General features: G+C 59.2%; 18 protein-coding genes. 8 read left to right on the forward strand and 10 right to left on the reverse strand.

Translation table 11 applies throughout. The annotated features are described in order from the left end of the window. The first annotated feature begins 10 nt into the window (after positions 1-10). From VB780_RS02420 to VB780_RS02430, 3 genes are all read left to right on the forward strand, one after another. Positions 11-760 carry a circadian clock KaiB family protein gene (locus VB780_RS02420; RefSeq protein ID WP_323349542.1) on the forward strand — a complete coding sequence of 250 codons (750 nt, stop codon included), beginning with the start codon at positions 11-13 and terminating at the stop codon, positions 758-760. 150 nt (positions 761-910) lie between these two features. After that, complete coding sequence (gene cax, locus VB780_RS02425; protein ID WP_323349543.1) at positions 911-2,002, forward strand: calcium/proton exchanger; 1,092 nt, start codon at positions 911-913, stop codon at positions 2,000-2,002. Between the two features lie 178 nt (positions 2,003-2,180). Continuing rightward, the gene (locus tag VB780_RS02430) at positions 2,181-2,834 is read left to right on the forward strand and encodes an ABC transporter permease (RefSeq protein WP_323349544.1); all 654 of its coding nucleotides are present in this window, start codon (positions 2,181-2,183) and stop codon (positions 2,832-2,834) included. An 82-nt stretch (positions 2,835-2,916) separates the two neighbouring features. On the opposite strand, the gene VB780_RS02435 is transcribed toward VB780_RS02430, so the two are convergent. After that, positions 2,917-3,318 (reverse strand): response regulator, encoded by a 402-nt coding sequence (locus VB780_RS02435; protein ID WP_323349545.1) that lies wholly within the window; start codon positions 3,316-3,318, stop codon positions 2,917-2,919. Positions 3,319-3,661: 343 nt separating this feature from the next. Here VB780_RS02435 and gyrA point away from each other — a divergent pair, with 343 nt between their 5' ends. The 5 genes from gyrA (at position 3,662) to VB780_RS02460 (ending at position 8,825) form a co-directional block, all read left to right on the forward strand. After that, positions 3,662-6,196, forward strand: coding sequence for a DNA gyrase subunit A (gene gyrA, locus VB780_RS02440; protein WP_323349546.1), 2,535 nt, complete (start codon positions 3,662-3,664; stop codon positions 6,194-6,196). 92 nt (positions 6,197-6,288) lie between these two features. Continuing rightward, positions 6,289-6,510, forward strand: a complete 222-nt coding sequence (locus tag VB780_RS02445) for a hypothetical protein (protein WP_323349547.1) — start codon at positions 6,289-6,291, stop codon at positions 6,508-6,510. After that, positions 6,494-6,928 (forward strand): PIN domain-containing protein, encoded by a 435-nt coding sequence (locus tag VB780_RS02450; protein WP_323349548.1) that lies wholly within the window; start codon positions 6,494-6,496, stop codon positions 6,926-6,928. The genes VB780_RS02445 and VB780_RS02450 overlap by 17 nt, the downstream gene beginning before the upstream one ends. A gap of 42 nt (positions 6,929-6,970) precedes the next feature. Beyond that, positions 6,971-8,269, forward strand: coding sequence for an ABC transporter ATP-binding protein (locus VB780_RS02455; RefSeq protein ID WP_323349549.1), 1,299 nt, complete (start codon positions 6,971-6,973; stop codon positions 8,267-8,269). 46 nt (positions 8,270-8,315) lie between these two features. Then, positions 8,316-8,825: a hypothetical protein gene (locus VB780_RS02460; protein WP_323349550.1), complete on the forward strand. Its 510-nt coding sequence runs from the start codon at positions 8,316-8,318 to the stop codon at positions 8,823-8,825. Positions 8,826-9,006: 181 nt separating this feature from the next. Here VB780_RS02460 and VB780_RS02465 read toward each other — a convergent pair whose 3' ends face one another. The 9 genes from VB780_RS02465 to fabZ all read right to left on the reverse strand — a co-directional run bounded on the left by VB780_RS02465 (position 9,007) and on the right by fabZ (position 17,618). Further along, on the reverse strand, positions 9,007-10,074 hold the full coding sequence (locus VB780_RS02465; RefSeq protein WP_323349551.1) for an ABC transporter ATP-binding protein: 1,068 nt from the start codon (positions 10,072-10,074) through the stop codon (positions 9,007-9,009). A gap of 113 nt (positions 10,075-10,187) precedes the next feature. Then, positions 10,188-11,075: a carbohydrate ABC transporter permease gene (locus tag VB780_RS02470; RefSeq protein ID WP_323349552.1), complete on the reverse strand. Its 888-nt coding sequence runs from the start codon at positions 11,073-11,075 to the stop codon at positions 10,188-10,190. Between the two features lie 69 nt (positions 11,076-11,144). After that, complete coding sequence (locus tag VB780_RS02475) at positions 11,145-12,044, reverse strand: sugar ABC transporter permease (RefSeq protein WP_323349553.1); 900 nt, start codon at positions 12,042-12,044, stop codon at positions 11,145-11,147. 46 nt (positions 12,045-12,090) lie between these two features. Further along, positions 12,091-13,335: an ABC transporter substrate-binding protein gene (locus tag VB780_RS02480; protein WP_323349554.1), complete on the reverse strand. Its 1,245-nt coding sequence runs from the start codon at positions 13,333-13,335 to the stop codon at positions 12,091-12,093. A 224-nt stretch (positions 13,336-13,559) separates the two neighbouring features. After that, positions 13,560-14,195: an ExbD/TolR family protein gene (locus VB780_RS02485; RefSeq protein WP_323349555.1), complete on the reverse strand. Its 636-nt coding sequence runs from the start codon at positions 14,193-14,195 to the stop codon at positions 13,560-13,562. Further along, positions 14,192-14,926 (reverse strand): MotA/TolQ/ExbB proton channel family protein, encoded by a 735-nt coding sequence (locus tag VB780_RS02490; RefSeq protein WP_323349556.1) that lies wholly within the window; start codon positions 14,924-14,926, stop codon positions 14,192-14,194. The genes VB780_RS02485 and VB780_RS02490 overlap by 4 nt, the downstream gene beginning before the upstream one ends. A gap of 129 nt (positions 14,927-15,055) precedes the next feature. Continuing rightward, positions 15,056-16,258: a lipid-A-disaccharide synthase gene (gene lpxB, locus VB780_RS02495; protein ID WP_323349557.1), complete on the reverse strand. Its 1,203-nt coding sequence runs from the start codon at positions 16,256-16,258 to the stop codon at positions 15,056-15,058. Positions 16,259-16,277: 19 nt separating this feature from the next. Then, on the reverse strand, positions 16,278-17,102 hold the full coding sequence (gene lpxA / locus VB780_RS02500; protein WP_323349558.1) for an acyl-ACP--UDP-N-acetylglucosamine O-acyltransferase: 825 nt from the start codon (positions 17,100-17,102) through the stop codon (positions 16,278-16,280). Positions 17,103-17,150: 48 nt separating this feature from the next. Then, positions 17,151-17,618, reverse strand: a complete 468-nt coding sequence (gene fabZ, locus VB780_RS02505) for a 3-hydroxyacyl-ACP dehydratase FabZ (RefSeq protein WP_323349672.1) — start codon at positions 17,616-17,618, stop codon at positions 17,151-17,153. Positions 17,619-17,657: the final 39 nt, after the last annotated feature.

Genomic DNA, 17,657 nt, shown 5'->3' on the forward strand with positions numbered 1-17,657 from the left:
AGTTGGCCCAGTGGTTGATTCAGTCGCCTCTAGCTTTAAAGGCATTGCCCTATTTACTCCTGGGGGCGACTGCGTCTACTGCATCGATGAGCAAAAACGAGCCCACTGGCACATCGATCTCTGTGCGGCGCTACAGACCCATCTAGAGCTACCGGAGCCGCCCTACTTTTTGCTGCCCTGCTTTACGGCCACTGTAGATCGCTGGGTTAACCCCACGACCCAGACCCCGGTGACCGTGGCCGAGGCCTACCCCCGTGCCCTGCGGTTTCAGCCTCTGCTCAATGCCCTCTTTAGCCTCGGCAGTTTGCAGTGGCAGCCCAACTACACTAACGCTGAAGAATGTTCGGTGGCGCTGATCGAGTCGTACCAGTCAACCTTTCCCCAATTGTGGGAATGCCATGAGTTAGTGATGCGCGTGGAGCAGGCGATCGCCGCGCCCCGCCCCCCCATCAGTGGAATTGAAACACCCCTGGCGCTGATCGATCCCTTACCCGAGACCTACGCCTTTAAGCTTTTCGTCAGCAGCACCGACGCCGCCATTACCGAAAAAATGCTGCGGTTTTTGTACACTACCCTAGAGTCAACCCTGCCCGATGCCTACACGCTCCAGGTCATCGACGTGACCACCCACCCCGCCGAGGCCGAGGCTGCCCATATTACCGCTACCCCCACGCTAATTCAGGTTTCTCCAGAACCCGTGCGCCGGGTGGTGGGAAGCGTTCTCAGCCAGGAACAGATGATGCAGCTGCTAGCGGGGTAGCTAAGTGAGTTTTGGGACAACAGTCAACGACCCGCCCTCAAGGACGATGGCAAACAACCCGCCCTCAAGGGCGATCGCCCCCTGACTCCAGAGCTTAATGCGGGTACTATTACGTCTGGATTCTCCATCTATCCCTTTGGCTGGTTATCTATGTCGATAAAAAATATTGTCTCTCTAGGTCTGCTGCTCTTTATTCCGATCTCGATCGCAGCAGAACGCCTAGAGTGGGGTGCCCTAGCGGTGTTTGGGCTGTCGGCGCTAGCCATTGTGCCCCTGGCGATTTGGCTGAGCACCGCGACCGAAGAGCTGGCCGTGGTCACCGGGCCAACCATTGGTGGCTTAATCAACGCCGTCTTTGGCAACGCCACCGAGCTAATTATTGCCCTGGTCGCCCTCAAGGCTGGGCTGATCGATATCGTCAAGGCCAGCATCACCGGGTCAATTTTGGCTAACCTGCTGCTGGTTTTGGGCCTCTCGATGTTCTTTGGCGGGCTGCGCTACAAAGAGCAGGAATTTAATCGCAACGTTGCGGGCATCAACGGCAGCACCATGGCCCTGGCGGTGACGGCGATCGTGCTGCCCGCCATGGTGATCAACACCTCAAACATTGTGGAGCCGACCGCCATTAGCCGCCTGTCGCTGACCGTGGCGGTGGTAATGATTGTGGTCTACGGGCTAACGCTGCTATTTTCCCTCAAAACCCACAGCTACCTCTACGACGTGGGGGTGAGCGACGCTGAGGGCGAGCACGGCGCAGGGGAGCACGGTGAAGGCGAAAAGCCCAATGTGGCGCTTTGGCTGGGGGTGCTGCTGGCGGCCACCATTGGGGTGGCGGTTGAGTCAGAAATTTTTGTGGGCGCGGTGGAAGAAACGGCCAACATGCTAGGGCTGACCGACCTGTTTACGGGGGTGATTTTGCTGCCCCTGGTGGGCGGTGCGGCGGAGTATGTCACCGCCGTGCGCATGGCTGTGAAGAACAACATGGATTTGGCCGTGTCGATCGCCATGGGGTCGAGCCTGCTGGTGGCCCTGCTGGTGGCCCCCATTCTGGTGATTATCGGCTACTTTATTGGCCAGCCGATGGATTTGAATTTTGGCCCCTTTGAGGCGATCGCGGTAGTGATCGCCGTCGCCGTGGTTAACCTGATCAGCCAGGACGGCAAATCGAACTGGCTAGAGGGGGTGCTGTTGCTGTCTACCTTCGCCATTCTCGGAGCCTCGTTTTTCTTCCACCCGGTGTAAAGGGCTGGCAGAGCCGCCAGCCTCTCTCTTGGCAGATGAGTCACTGCGGCCCCCAGGGGCAGTGATGAGCTGCGGCAAAATGGGTGTGGGGTCAACAGCTTTGGAATATTCTCTACAATTAAGACCTTGAAGTTAATCAATCCCGTCGAGGATTGGCTTGTTCCTTAAAGGCATATCGATGTTGCCGACTCTGCAAAACGCCTATCAGTACGCGCTGGAAAACAGCGATCGCATCCTCACCGCCCTGCAACAACACCTATTGTTAGTAGCGGTGCCTCTGGCGATTGGGCTGCTGGTGGGACTGCCCCTGGGGCTGTGGAGCGCGCGATCGCGCCTTGTTTCTACGGTTATGCTCAACAGCTTCAACGCCCTGCGAGTCATCCCCAGCCTGGCGGTGCTGTTTTTGGCGGTGCCGGTGCTGGGGCTGAGCTTTTGGTCGGCGGTGCTGGCGCTGACGCTCTTGGTGATGCCGCCCATTCTCATCAGCACCGATGTCGCCTTTCGCACCATTAGCCCCGCCATTCGTGAAGCCGCTACGGGCATGGGTATGCCCCAGGCCGATATTCTCAAGCAGGTCGAAATTCCCCTGGCGCTGCCGGTGGTGATTGCGGGCATCAAAACCGCCACGGTGGAGGTGATCGCCAGCGCCACCCTGGCAGCCTTTGTGGGGGCGGGCGGACTGGGAGCGTTTATTGTGCTGGGGTTTGCCGCCTACGACCCGGCGATTTTGCTGGTGGGGGCGGTGCCGGTGGCGCTGCTGGCACTGCTGGCAGAGGTGGGGTTGAGTGCCGTGCAGCGAGCCGCGCAGCCGCCTGGGGTGCGATCGGCCTAGGGAGTATAGCCGCTGATATGGGGATTAGCCGCCACAGGGATTAGCGGGTTGCAGAAATGCGACAAATAAAGTACAAGTGTACTTATTCGGCATCTCCCATCGTGGCTTTAATTTGATCCACAAATTCCTGATGGTCAATGACTGGCTTAGAAATATAGCCATCGGCTCCGCTCTGGCTCAAGAAATTCTCGCGATCGCCCTCCATGGCGTGGGCGGTCACCAAAATCACCGGCAGTTTGGCCGTGGCCGGGTCAGACTTCAGCAGTTGGGTAATCTTGATGCCATCCATCGGCTTGCCCTGGTACATGCTGTGGGCCAGCGACACATCCATCAACACTACGTCAACGTCACCACTGCGGGCTATGCTCATCACCTCGGCGACGTCTTCGGTGTGCTTAACCGCCAGGCCCCCACGCTTGGTCAATATTTTAGAAAATACTCGGGCATTTACCAGGTCGTCTTCAACGAGTAAGACGGTCTTCATTGCGTGTGTCTACCCCTGTCGTTGGAGGAATATGGTCGTTAAGTCGTCGTCAGGTTGATGCGCCAGATCTATCTAGGCTGCCACAGCCATGACTTTCCTGGATAAGCTTTTTAGGTGAGCGACCCATGCCGGGTAGACTAAAGTGCCCAGATGCTTGCCATACCCACAAGCTTGCCTATAAGTTACAGCATTGTTAACGCCGATTTATCAAGGCCGATTAAATTTAGACTGCGCATTGGGCCTTGAAGCGTCAATTCATGCGTAGGCTATGGCTAAACTCAGCTAGAGCCCGTCTACCCCGCCTAACCCGTCCCCCTTTTAGTCTCATCCAGGACCCCCGCCCATGGCCGACCAACTCGACATCCTCGCCTCTGGGCAAATTGTGCCCACCTCGCTCCACACCGAGGTGCAGCGGTCGTACCTGGAATACGCCATGAGCGTGATTGTGGGCCGGGCGCTGCCCGACGTGCGCGACGGCCTCAAACCGGTGCACCGCCGTATTCTCTACGCCATGCACGAACTGGGGTTGACGCCCGATCGCCCCTACCGAAAGTGCGCCCGCGTGGTCGGCGACGTGCTGGGTAAATACCACCCCCACGGTGACCAGGCGGTGTACGAGGCCCTGGTGCGCATGGTGCAGACCTTCTCTAGCCGCTACCCGCTGCTGGATGGCCATGGCAACTTTGGCTCGGTCGATAACGACCCCCCGGCGGCCATGCGCTACACCGAAACCCGCCTGTCGCCAGTCAGCAACGAGGCCATGCTGACCGATATCAGCGAAGCCCTGGTTGACTTTAGCGACAACTTTGACAGCTCCCAGCAGGAGCCGGTGGTATTGCCCACCCAGTTGCCCAACCTGTTGCTGAATGGCTCGTCGGGCATTGCCGTGGGCATGGCCACCAACATTCCGCCCCACAACATGGGGGAGGTGATCGACGGGCTAGTGGCGATGATCGATCGCCCCAACCTCACTGACGACGACCTGTTTCGTCTCATCCCCGGCCCCGACTTCCCCACCGGGGGCGAGATCATCGGCACCGAGGGCATTCTCGATGCCTACCGCACCGGGCGGGGCAGTATCCCCGTGCGCGGCATTTGCCAATTTGAGGAAGTCCACCCGGGCCGGGGTCGGCAGCGGCGCAACGCGATTATCGTCACTGAATTGCCCTACCAGGTGAACAAGGCGGGGTGGATTGAGAAGATCGCCCAACTGGTAAATGCCGGACGGCTGGAGGGGATTGCCGATATTCGCGATGAGAGCGATCGCGACGGCATGCGGGTCGTGATCGAACTGAAGCGCGACACCCCGGCCCAGCGGGTGCTGCAAGACCTCTATCGCACCACCCCCCTACAGACCAACTTTGGCGTCATTATGCTGGCGCTGGATGATGGCCAGCCCCGCCAGATGCCCCTGCGCGACGTGATGCAGGCGTTTCTTGATTTTCGCGAAATCACCCTTACCCGCCACTACCAGCACCAGCTCGAAAAAACTGAAGCTAAGCTGCACATCACCGAGGGGCTGCTGACGGCGTTGAATAACCTGGATGCGATCATCGACATTCTGCGCAACGCCCCCGACGGCACCACCGCTAAGCAAACCTTTCAGCAGCAATTTGACCTCAGCGAGCGCCAGTCAGACGCGATTTTGGCCATGCCCCTGCGCAAGCTCACCGGCATGGAGCGCCAGGGCCTCGCCACCGAGGCAGAAGAACTGACCCAGCGGCGCAATGAGCTGAACCGGCTGCTGAGCGATCGCAACGAACTGCTCAAAGGGATGAAAAAAGAGCTGCGATCGCTGAAGAAAAAGTTCAACGACCCCCGCCGCACCCGCATCCAGACCGACGCCGAACGGGCCGAAGAGTCGCAGCAGGTCGAAGAAATCATCGCCGAAACGGTTGAAGAAGCCGCTGTGGTGGAATTCACCCAAAAAGGCTACGTGCGTCGCTATTCGCAAAAATCCTATCAGCGGCGGCAGGCTCGTTTAGAAGTCGATACCAACCCCAAACTCCATGAGGTTGATGACGACCCAGTGGTGCAGGTTGAACCCGCCCTCACCACCCAGGAGGTGCTCACCCTCACCCGCGATGGCCGCGCCTTCACCGTGGCGGTGGAGAATATTCCCAACAACCCCCGACAGGGCAAGGGATCACCCTTGGTGAATCTGCTGCCGGGTTCGGTGCCGCCCGCCGCCGATGCGATCGTGGCGCAGTTTATCATCCGCGACGACCTACTGGAGCAGGATCTCATCCTCGTCACCCGCAAGGGCAAAATAAAGCGCGCCCCGCTCCAAGAGTTCACCAACCTTACCGGGCGCGGTCTAACGGCGATTAAGGTCAAAGATGGCGATGAGCTGGCCCATGTCACCCTGGCCGAGCTGGGCGATGACCTGGTGCTGGGGACGACCGGCGGGCGACTGCTGCGCTTCCCCATCGATGACGACAATCTCCAGGTGATGGGCCGCGCCGCCCAGGGTCCCCAGGGCATTCGCATGGGCAAAACCGAAACCCTAGCGGGCTGCGTAGCGGTGCAGTCGAGCAAAGACTGCCTACTGCTGGTGACGGCGGCGGGCTATGCCAAACGCCTGCCCATCGAGGGTTTACGAGTGGCCAAGCGTGGCGATATTGGCACCCAATCTTTCCAGTTCAGCCTTAAAACCGACAGCCTGGTAGAAATGCTGCCCGCCGTGCCCAAGGAATCGGTGACGCTGTTTACCAGCGCCGACCGCACCGCCGTCATCCCCATCGACTCGGTGCCGCGCCAGGGGCGGACTGGAGAGAGCGATCGCATCGTCAAACCTAACAAAGGCGAAACCATCACCCAGGTGCGTCGTGTGACTGGGCCGGAACCAGACGCCAGCAACGGGGCGGCATCAGAATAAGGCTAGGATAGTTTTGTAGAGTAGGCGTTGGTCTGGGTCAGTACTTGACCTGGGTAGATGATGTTCTACTCGACTTTAGCCGAGGGATACCGATGTCATTCATCACGTTCAAAGCGCCAATTAAAGATGGGATGATCGAGATTCCGGCGGAATACAAACAAGCTCTGAGCGGTACTGACCAGGTCGAAGTGACGATCTTGACCCAGCCCGACACGGCAAAGACCGGCTTGATTGCCAAACTGCTCGAAAACCCTATCGCTGTTGATGACTTCGTGCCCCTCAGCCGCGAGGAAGCGCATGACCGCAACTTCTAACACTCACTTTTTAGACTCAAATATCTGGCTATATGCCCTGCTGAAAAAACGTCAGCCTGCTCCAGGAGAGCTTCACAAAGCCCAGGTTTCTAATGACCTAATTGATGCTCCAGGGGTTGTCATCATTGTTCAAGTTGTTAATGAGGTTTGCGTCAATCTCATCACAAAAGCACGATTTGATGAATCGCAAGTTCAAAGCTTGATCCAAGACTTTTACAATGGCTGTCGAGTAATCACCGCTGATCAGGCTTTGCTAACCCTTGCATCTGAGACCCGTGACCGCTACAGTCTGTCTTTTTGGGATGGGCTGATTGTTGCTGCCGCGTTAACGGCCAATGTAGCTATCCTCTACTCGGAAGATATGCAAAACAATCTCAGGGTTTTCGATCAACTCACGATTACCAACCCCTTTCTGTAAATTATTCATCCGTAGATCCTTAGTTCTATCGCTCAATCTGCCGTGGCCCAAGTCGCAATTGAAAACGTCTACAAAACCTTCCCCAAGTCTCGCCAAGCCCACGAGGCCGAGACGGCTTTAGAAACCGACCACGAGGCGGCGGCGGTGCTCAAGCGCATCAACCTCACTATCGACGACGGCGAATTTATGGTGCTGGTCGGCCCCTCGGGCTGCGGCAAAAGCACCCTGCTGCGGCTGATCTCGGGGCTGGAGGAGATTACCGGGGGAAGCATTTGGGTGGGCGATCGCAAAGTCAACGACCTGCCTCCCAAGCAGCGCGACACCGCCATGGTCTTCCAGAGCTACGCCCTCTACCCCCACCTGACGGTCTACGACAACCTCGCCTTTGGCCTGCGCCGCATGGGAGCCGATCTCGAAACTTCCCTGCCTGAGCTAGGCGAAAAGCCTCTCCCCCCTAGCGATTCCCCCGCCAACCAGGAGCTAGAGCGCCTGCTCACCCAAAGCCACTGGTGGGAAAAGCCCTTGGTTTCCATCACTCGCAGGCTGCCCCCCGGTCTGCGCTACGTGTCTGACGCCGAGCGGCTAATCGACGATCGCGTGCGGGCCGTAGCCAAAATGCTGCAAATCGACCTACTGCTCAACCGCCAGCCCCGGCAGCTCTCCGGCGGGCAAAAACAGCGGGTGGCCCTGGGCCGCGCCATGGCCCGCAACCCCCAGGTGTTTTTGATGGATGAGCCCCTCTCTAACCTGGATGCCAAACTGCGGATGGAAACCCGCGCCCAGATCGTGAATTTGCAGCGGCAGCTGGGTATCACCACTATCTACGTCACCCACGACCAGGTGGAGGCCATGACCATGGGCCACCGCATCGCCGTGATGAACCAGGGCCAGATTCAGCAGGTGGCTACGCCGCTCGATCTCTACAACCGCCCCGCCAACCGCTTTGTAGCTGGGTTCATTGGCTCCCCGCCGATGAATATGATTCCGGTTCAGGTGCAGGCTCCGTTTTTGCTGGTGCACCCCGAGTTTCGCCTGTCGCTGCTGAGCGACTGGGACGACCGCCTGCTGCCCCACGACCACCGCGATGTGCTGCTGGGCATTCGCCCCGAACATCTCAGTTTGGCTCTGCCCGCGCCCAAAAATATTCGCGGCCACATTACTCATTTAGAAGCCCTGGGTAGCGAAACCTACCTGACGGTGCAGACCGAGCAACTGACGCTGCTGGCCAAAATTCCCCCCGATGAGGTGGTGCGCATTGGCGATGAGGTCTGGCTGGCGATCGCCCCCGAAAAAGCTCACCTGTTCGACCCCGCCACCGAAGAGTCTCTCTGGCGGGGCTAACCCACAATCATTGCCACCGTTTAGCCAACTTTGAGGAGAAAGCACGTTGCGCAGAGTTAGATTTGCCAAGACCCAACTCCTTTCTGGACTGACATTCCTTGGCGCAATGGTGGTGGTGTTTGCCCTGGTGCAAGCCCCCTGGACTCAAGCGCTCCGGGTCATGGTGCTGCTGATCCTACCTGGCATACAGGGTGCCTTAACCGCCAGAAATGCCTTTGACCAGAGCCGTCTGGCTCGTTTTAGCCCGGTACTGGTCAGCGTGGAGCTGGTCTGTGCGGGGTTGTTGATAGTGGCCGCCGGGGTAGCACTGCTGGGGGCCAATTCGCTGCCCGTGATCTATGGCAGCTGGGTCGTCGCGGCGATCGCAACCCTGATGCTGGTAATCGCCGCTGCCCTGGATCTGATTGGGGCCATACGCCGCAGGCAAAATCAGCGCCTGGCCTTGATCAAGCTGCTGCTGCAAAGCGTAGCGCTAACCCTGTATGTCATTCTGCTGCTGTGGATGGGGCTGCTGTTGGTACTCTCGCTGACGGGCGAGTCGTACATGGGCAATTGAGGTTTACTCAGGAATACTGGTCGATCGTGGGCAAAACGGGCAGGCGATCGCAGCTCTGGCCCCATTCTAAACTCTGCCCGCGCTACAGATTTTCTGAGCTTGCGCATACCATGGGAAAGACGCAGACCTGAGTTGCCCTAATGACAGTCTTCAGCGTCCAGTTTGGTTAAGGCATTTCTCCTCATGCCATAAGCCGCTGCTCGGTTTCGCCGTCGAACCAGTGAATCACCTCGGGCGGCAGTGCCAGTTTCAGGTTCTCTTTGCTCCAAGAGGCATCGGCGGGCAGCAGCGCCCTCAGGGTGAGGGTAGAGTCGCCCTGCACCCTGAGGCTCACCAGATCGTGCATGCCCAGGTTCTCCACCAAAAACACCTGGCCGCTGACGGTGTGGGCGTCGCCGTCGCGGGGCAGCCGCAGATGCTCGGGGCGAATGCCCAGCACCACCGAGGCACCCTGCACCCCACCGGGGCAGGGAATGCTGAAATCGCCCAGAGCTACGGTGTTTCCAGTACGGCTGAGGGGAATCAGGTTCATCTGGGGGCTGCCGATAAAGCTGGCCACAAACCGATTGGCCGGGGTTTTGTAGATGTCGTGGGGATGTCCCAACTGTTGCAGATAGCCATTGTTGAGCACCGCCACCTTGGTGGAGAGAGTCATGGCCTCGGTCTGGTCGTGGGTGACGTAGACGATAGGCGATTTTTGGTCGGCAAAAATTTGTTTGAGGTCGGCCCGCACCTGCTCGCGCAGCAGAGCATCCAGGTTGCTGAGGGGTTCGTCGAGCAAAAATACATCGGGATTGCGTACCAGGGCACGGGCCAGGGCTACCCGCTGCCGCTGTCCACCTGAGAGTTTCGCAGGTTTGCGATCGAGCAGGGGATCGAGGCCCAGTACCTCAGAGACCTCCTGCACCCGCTTTTGAATGTCGCCCGCCGGCAGGTGGCGCATTTTTAGCCCCGACGCGACATTGTCGCGCACGGTCATGTGGGGATAGAGGGCGTAGCTTTGGAACACCATGGCGATGTTGCGATCGCCCGGCGGCAGCGAGCTAACATCGCGATCGCCAATCATCACCCGCCCCTCCGTGGGCTGGTCTAGCCCTGCAATCAGCCGCAGAATGGTGGATTTACCGCAGCCCGATGGCCCCACTAGGGTCAAAAACTCGTTGTCTTCCACCGCCAGATTGAGCTGCTTTACCGGCACAATGTTGCGGCTGTAGGCTTTGGTGAGGTTTTGGAGTTCGAGTTTAGCCATGGTCTTTGGGGAGGTAGGGGAGTAGGGGGGTGGGAGAGTGGAGGGAAGGAGTGGTGAGTTCAAAATTGAAAGTTCAAAATTTTGAATTTTCAATTTTGCATTCCACCTCCCCATCACCCTTTCACAGAGCCGGAGGTGAGGCCTTGCACAATGCGGCGCTGGAAGAACAGCACCAGCAGCACCAGGGGCAGGGTGCCGACGACGGTGGCGGCGGCTAGGGGGCCGTAGGGCACCTCAAACAGGGTGGTCGCGCCGAGCTGGGCGGCGGCGACGGGGATGGTTTTCATGCCTTCGCGGGTCATGAAGGTGAGGGCAAACAGGTACTCATTCCAGGCGAAGATAAAGGCCAGAATGCCGGTGGTCACCAGGGCGGGCAGGGTCATGGGCAGCACAATGCGCCCGAGCATCTGCACGGTGTTGTAGCCATCTACACGGGCCGAGTCTTCTAAATCGCGGGGCAGCTGCTGAAAAAAGCTGCGCATCACCAAAATGGTGAGCGGCAGATTGATGGCGGTGTAGGGAATGATCAGTGCCAGATAGTTGTTGGCCAGCCCCAGGGCGCGCACCACTTCCAGCAGGCCCAAGAACAGCAAAATGTAGGGAAAGAGGGTGACAATTAGCACCGTCGCTAAAATCACCTGCTCTCCCGGAATTCGCAGGCGCGCCAGAGCGTAGGCCGCCGGGGAACCCAGCGCCAGACACAGCACCGTGGAAACAATCGCCACTAGAGCGCTGTTGACCATATAGATGTAGAACTGGTTTTGCCGAAATAGATCTAAATAATGGTCAAAGGTGAGCTGATCTAAGCCGGGGAAATAGACCACCGCATCGGAGGTGATGGCGGCGTTAGTCTTAAACGAGGTCAGCACCTGCCACAGCACTGGGGTCAGACTGAAGATGACGGTGAATGCGATCGCCACCCACAGCAGCACCCGCATCCAGGGGATGCCGCGATCGGTGGTTTGGGGTGGAGAGGCGGTAGTTTGGGGAAGGGTGGTCATGGGTGGATGGGGGAAGGGAGTTTAGATTGGGGATTTTGGATTAGGAGATGGCGGCTCTCACATTCAAAATTATTCAGTCTTGGCCCGCAGGCGCGAGAGATACAGCCAGGTCAACCCCACGACGGCCACCAGCACCAAAAACGTCACCGTCACCAGGGCGGCCCCGTAGCCAAAGTCCAGGTAGCGCATGACGGCGGCGTAGATATAGATCGACACCATCTCGGTAGCGCCACCGGGGCCACCGCCGGTCATCACCTGAATCAGGTCAAAAATGCCAAAGGACTGGGCAAAGCGAAACAGCATGGCAATCACAATCTGCGGCGCAATCAGCGGCAGCGTAATTTGCCGAAAGCTCTGCCAAGGGCTGGCCCCATCTAGGGCGTGGGCCTCGTAGAGGTCTTGAGAAATCGACTGCAGCCCCGCCAGCAGCAAAATCGCCACAAAAGACGTCGTCTTCCACACGTCGGCGGCAATCACTGCCACCATGGCCCAAAAAGGTTCCCCCAGCCAGTTCACCGGGCTGGCAATCAGCTGTAGCCGCAGCAGCAGGTCGTTCCAAACGCCAAACTCGGTGTTAAAGATCCAGCGCCAGGCCAGGGCAATTAGGGCGGTGGGCAAGGCCCAGGGAAGAATGGCGATCGTCCGCACCAGGCCGCGACCGCGAAAGGCTTGATCCAGGGCGAGGGCGATAATCAGGCCCAGAATTAGTTCGAAAAAGAGCGTGAATACTGTGAAAACCGCCGTATTTCGCATGCTTTGCCAGAAGCGGCCATCCCGCATCATCAGCCCGTAGTTATCTAGGCCAGTAAACACAGGCTCCAGGTTGGTGCTGAGGTTTTCGGTAAAAAAGCTCAGCCAAAAGGCCCGCAAAATCGGGAATGCGTATACCAACAGCAGCAAGAGCAGCGCTGGCAACAGCAGCAGCCACCCGGTTCGCTGCTCTCGCTGACGAATATAGTCCTTAGTCATAGTCCCTCTAATCCCTTACCCATCTGCCCCTTTCCCATCTATCGCATCACCCCTTTATCCCCAGCACCCGCCGGCTCTCTCCCGCCGCCGCCTGCATGGCCGCTTCCGGCGTCATCTGATTGGAAATAGCGGCACTCAGATAGCGTTGCAGAATGTCTGAGAGCTGAGCGTACTGCCCCACAGGCGGGCGAGGAATGGTGGTCTCGGCCACCTCTAGTAGCTGCTCATAGTGAGGGAATACGGCCAGCACATCTGGATCGGTGAACAGGGCGCGACGGCTGGGCACGTAGGCAAATTCGGTGACAAAGTCTTTCATCGGGCCAGGACTGGTGAAAAACTCCACCACTCGCCAGGCTTCCTCGGGGTGAGGGGTTGCAGAAGAAATGCCAAAACCCCATCCCCCTAGGCAGGCCGCAGACTGCTCGCCCTCAGCGTGCACCATCGGCTTGAGGGCAATGTTGCCCGCCACCGGAGAGCCCTCCCGGTTGGCCTCGGCCCAGACGTAGGGCCAGTTGCGCAGAAAAGCCACGTTGCCGTTTTCAAACTGGCGCAGGGAGTCTTCCTCGACGTAGTTGGTCACCCCCGGAGGAGAAACACCCTGGTCAATCACGGTCTTCATAAATTCAGCCGCCTGGATGCCAGCGGGCTGATCGAGCCCCACCTCCAAGGTGTCTGGGTCAATCCAAAAGCCGCCATAGCCCGCGACCAGTTCAACATAGTTAGTCACAATACCCTCGTACTGCAACCCTTGCCACGCAAACCCCCAGTCTACGTCGGTCTGCTCTTGAATCGCTTGGGAGGCGGCAATCAGATCGTCAAAGGTTTCGGGCGGTTCTAGACCCACCTGATCGAGCAGGTCGGTGCGGTAGTAGAGCATGCCCATGTCGGAGCGAAAGGGCATGCGGTACAGGCCGTCTTGGTACAAGCCAGCGGCCACGTCGGCCTCTAGAAAGTCAGAAAGATCGGCTTCACTGACTCGATCGGACAGGTCTAGCAGCCACCCAGCCGCCGCGAATTTGGGAATCCACACCACATCTGAAAACAGAATGTCGTAGGGCGAGTCGCCCAGCAGAAACGAGGTGGTGTAGAGGTTTTCGACGGCGTCGGCAGCGTTGGGGCCGCGCACCATCTCAATGCGAATGTCGGGGTTCTCGGCCATAAACTGCTCAGCCAAACCCTGCATTTGGTCGGCTTCTACGGCCCGCAGCAGAAAGGAAATAGTCACCGGCTGCTGGGGCCAAACCTGGGCCCCAAACAACACCGTGGCGGCAACGACAACCAAAGCCAACACAAAACGGCCGACACGCAGGCGACTGCGCCTCAGAATTAGAAAAAACCGATGTTCAAACAAAATTAAGCCCGGAAATCGAACATTCCCGGGCTATCTAAACCAGACATGCAGTTGTTGCAAAGCCGAAGCTCAAGTTCGGTACTGGCCAACCCAGGCATCCCCATAAAACCGGAACGCCGAGTCGGCAACCTCTATCCTAGGACAGATTTTACTAGCCGATTGCGCTACGGCTGAGCCGGCTCCGGCGTAGGAGCTGGCTGCAAGGGTGAGGTGGGTTCGCTCGGAACCAGGGGCAATGTAGGGGCACTGGGATCGCCATCAGGCTGCCCAAACCCAGGGGGAAGGGTTTGGCCTTCAGGCGTCTCTTGGGGAAAGCCCTCGGGAAATTGCTCCGGATCGTCGGTGGGTGCGGTGCCCTCTGGCCCCAGGGTGGTATCGGCGGGCAAGGTGGCTAGGGCAACGCGATCGCCCCCTACCGCCCGCAGCTCGTCGAGCACCACGACGACATCTTCATAGCGAGCGTCGCGGGCGGCGTAGAGCACAATCAGCCCGCCAGGGTTAACCTGGCTAAACTGACCGAGCACATCCCTGAGCAGCTCGATGGGTACGGGCTGCTGGTCAAGGTAAATCTGGCCAAAGCCATCAATGCTGACGTAGAGGCGATCGGCCCCCTGACCCACCTGCCCAGGCAGGGGTTGCCCAGTCTGGGCCGTGGGCAGATCTAGGTCAATGGCCTGCTGCCGGGTGAGGCCCACCGCCGCCAAAATAAAGAACGTCAGAATGCAAAAGATAATGTCGATCAGCGGCACAATCTCCAGGTGGACATCCTTGGAGGGGTTGTCGAGCAGGTCTAGTTTCATAGCGAGGGTTTCTCCGCAGAGGGCGCATCGGGCACAGCGGAATTTGGCTCAGGCAGAGCCTCCGCTGGTACCGGCACTGGCACTGGCACTGGCGACAATCCATGGAGCTGGGCCCAGCTCTGGCGGTAGAGCAGCTCTAGCTCGCTGCCCGCCTGACGAAACATTTTGGCCTGGCCAAACACAAACCCCTGAAATAGGCGATAGAAGGCCAGGGCGGTAATAGCCACAATCAAGCCGGTGGCGGTGCTAATCAGCGCCTCGCTGATGCCCAGGGAGGTGCCCGCTGTGGCATCCCCGCTGCCCAGGTCGCTAATTTGAATGGAACTGAGGGAGTTGATCAGTCCGAGCACGGTACCCAGCAGCCCCAGCAGAGGAGACAGGGCAATCACGGCCTCCAAAATTTTTTCGCCCCGGCTCATGGCCAGCAGTTCTTCGTTGGCCGAGGTTTCTAAGGCCAGCCGAAACACCTCTGGATCGGGGGATTGCAGCTTGAGGGGAGTCGATAGAAATCGCCCCATGGGCAGTGCGGTAGAGCGATAGGCAATATCGGCGGCGGCGGCCCAGTCGCGGCGGGCAGCCTCTAGCACGCGCCCAGACACCTCGCGCTCGCGGGTCAAAATGCGCGACCAAAACCAGATGCGCTCCAAAATGGTGCCCACGGCCAAGATCGAAAGTAGGAGCAGCGGCCACATGGCAATGCCGCCACGGGCAAATAGCTCAGGTATGTTCACAAGGATCCTCCTGTCACCACCGGGCCGGGCTGTCAGACGAGACAGAGCGACCTCTCTCGGGCAAAGCATAACAATTGTAGTGACTTTAGGGACGCTTCAACAGTTTCAGGCCAATTCTGTCGGGGGCGCTCAGTCACGGCTTTTTGGGCACGGCTTTTTGGGCAGGGCATCGAGGATCAAATCGGCGGTGCGCTGGCAAACGCCGGGGGGGCCAAGTTCTGCGCGCATTTTGGCGTAGCCATCCCGCATGGTCTGGCGAGCGGTTTCGCTGTGCAGCAGCTCTAGGGCCGCAGCGGCGATCGCCTCAGGGGTCGCCTCCCACTGCAAAAATTCGGGCACCACCGGCTGGTTTACCACCAGGTTGACCGGCGACACGTAGGGCACATCAAACTTGAGCAGGTAGTAGCCAATGCGGGCGCTGAGGGGATTAATGCGATAGGCGACCACCTGGGGCACATCCATCAGAGCAATTTCGAGGTTGGCGGTGCCCGACTTAGTAATGGCCACATCGGCGGCGGCGATCGCCCTCTGGCTGCCTTCACTTACCACCCGTCCGTTTAACCCATGGGCCGCTAGTCCCTGCTCAAAACTGGCCTGCAGCGCCGGAATCGACACCGGCAGCAAGAACGTGACCTGCGGATAGCGGGCTTGGATAATCTGCGCCGCCTTGAGCAGCACCGGCATCAGGTATTTCACCTCTTGCTGCCGAGAGGCGGGCAGCAGCGTCACCACCGGGGCATCTAACGGCAGGCCCAGCTGCTGGCGGGCAGCGACCGGGTCGGCGGGGGCGGGGTAGCGATCGACCAGGGGATGGCCCACCCAGGTGGTGTCGGCACCAAAGCCCCGGTAATAGTCGGCCTCGGCTTTGAAGATGGCCAGCATGCGATCGCTGCACTGCACCAGCCGCTCGGTGTCCTGGTTCGAAAAAGCCCACACCCACTGCTGGGGGGCGATGTAGTAGATCACCGGCACCTGGGGATGATGGGCTTTGAAGTAACTGCCCATGGACAGGTTGGGGTTCATGTAGTCGATTAAGACCGCCAAGTCGGGGGGAGAGATCTCCAGGGTGCGCTTGGCCTGGCGCTGCAGGCGCATGGAGGGCAGCACGTAGGGCAAGGCTTCCAAAATGCCTACTGAGCCAATGCCCGTGGTGTCGCCCATGAGCGCAGCCCCGGCCTGGGCCATGCGCGGCCCCCCCAGAGCCGTAATGTCGATGTCAATGGCGCGATCGCGCGATCGCTGCACCAGCGCCTCAACCAGCAGCGCCCCCTGCAGGTCGCCCGACACCTCGCCCGTGCTAATAAAAATTCGCCGTCCAGTGGGATCAGCCATCCGCTATGCTGCTCCCCAATTAATCATCATCGCTGTGCTTGCTCCGGCGGCGGCCTGGGGTCAACCCACGGCGATCGCTCTGCTGGGCCGCCCGCAAAAATTCGCTAAAGTGACGCACCAGATCGTTCGACTCATCCTGATTGAGCTTGGCCACCGCCTGACTGAGCGACTCGCCCGAGCGATAGACCAACCGGTAGGCCTGCTTCAGCTCGCGATAGGCCTGGGGGTCAGCGGTCAAGCCCGCCCGCTGCAGGCCCACCTGGTTGAGCCCCCGCACCTCAGCGGGGTTGCCGTTGACCAGGGTAAAGGGCGGCACGTCGCGATCGATGCGGCTCAGCCCGCCAATCATCACCAGGCGACCAATGCGCACAAACTGGTGCACCCCCACCATGCCGCTAATGCGCGCTCCCGACTCCACGTACACATGCCCCGCCAGCGCCACCGAGTTCGCAATAATCACGTGGTCTTCCACCACGCAGTTGTGGGCCACGTGGGAGTAGGCCATCAGCAGACAGTTGCTGCCCACCAGGGTAGCCGCCCCGGCATCGGTCGCCCGGTTGATGGTGACGTACTCTCGAATCAGGTTGTTGTCGCCGATCACCACCCGGCTCATGGAGCCGTCGTACTTGAGGTCTTGAGACTCTAAACCGATAGCAGCCCCCGGAAAAATTCGATTTTTAGCCCCAATGGTCGTCTGGCCGTCAACTACTACATGGGAGCCAATCTCGGTACCAGGGCCAATGGTCACCTGCTCACCAATCACCGCATAGGGGCCGATCTTGACGCTGGGGTGCACCTGAGCCCCCTCGTGAACCACTGCTGTGGGATGAATCAGGGTAGTCAACGGCCCGCCTCCAAAACCCAGAGATTGCAACATAGACACATGCCTTTCCTATTTCCCCTGGGGAGTTGTTGCCGACTCCACCACAGAGAACATTAGCTCACCTTCGCAGACCAGTTGCCCATCGACCTCAGCCCGACCCCGCATTTTGCCAAACCGCAGCCGCTTCATGGCCAACAGTTCTACGGTCATCACCAGCTGATCCCCAGGCACCACAGGGCGACGAAACCGCACCTTGTCGATACCCGCAAACACGCACAGCCCATCAACGCCCGGAATCTGCATTAGCACAATGCCCCCCACCTGGGCCATGGCCTCGACAATCAGCACCCCCGGCATAATCGGGCGACCGGGGAAATGCCCCTGAAAATGAGGCTCGTTAAACGTGACATTTTTGATGCCGATGGCCTGCTTAGCCGGAACATAGTCGATGATGCGATCGACCAGGGCAAAGGGATAGCGGTGCGGCAGCAGGGCGTAGATTTCTTCAGAACTGTAGCTGGTCTTGGGAACCGCCACCGGCTCTGCTGCCGCTGGGGTGGCTTCAACGCCATCTAG

The organism is Leptolyngbya sp. CCNP1308 (assembly GCF_034932455.1).
GTDB lineage: Bacteria > Cyanobacteriota > Cyanobacteriia > Phormidesmidales > Phormidesmidaceae > Nodosilinea.

Bases quoted from the DNA above. Each gene is read 5' to 3' on its own strand.
- cax (WP_323349543.1), top strand. From the start codon at position 911: ATGTCGATAAAAAATATTGTCTCTCTAGGTCTGCTGCTCTTTATTCCG.
- VB780_RS02430 (WP_323349544.1), top strand. From the start codon at position 2,181: ATGTTGCCGACTCTGCAAAACGCCTATCAGTACGCGCTGGAAAACAGC.
- VB780_RS02435 (WP_323349545.1), bottom strand. From the start codon at position 3,318: ATGAAGACCGTCTTACTCGTTGAAGACGACCTGGTAAATGCCCGAGTA.
- gyrA (WP_323349546.1), top strand. From the start codon at position 3,662: ATGGCCGACCAACTCGACATCCTCGCCTCTGGGCAAATTGTGCCCACC.
- VB780_RS02445 (WP_323349547.1), top strand. From the start codon at position 6,289: ATGTCATTCATCACGTTCAAAGCGCCAATTAAAGATGGGATGATCGAG.
- VB780_RS02450 (WP_323349548.1), top strand. From the start codon at position 6,494: ATGACCGCAACTTCTAACACTCACTTTTTAGACTCAAATATCTGGCTA.
- VB780_RS02465 (WP_323349551.1), bottom strand. From the start codon at position 10,074: ATGGCTAAACTCGAACTCCAAAACCTCACCAAAGCCTACAGCCGCAAC.
- VB780_RS02470 (WP_323349552.1), bottom strand. From the start codon at position 11,075: ATGACCACCCTTCCCCAAACTACCGCCTCTCCACCCCAAACCACCGAT.
- VB780_RS02475 (WP_323349553.1), bottom strand. From the start codon at position 12,044: ATGACTAAGGACTATATTCGTCAGCGAGAGCAGCGAACCGGGTGGCTG.
- VB780_RS02485 (WP_323349555.1), bottom strand. From the start codon at position 14,195: ATGAAACTAGACCTGCTCGACAACCCCTCCAAGGATGTCCACCTGGAG.
- lpxB (WP_323349557.1), bottom strand. From the start codon at position 16,258: ATGGCTGATCCCACTGGACGGCGAATTTTTATTAGCACGGGCGAGGTG.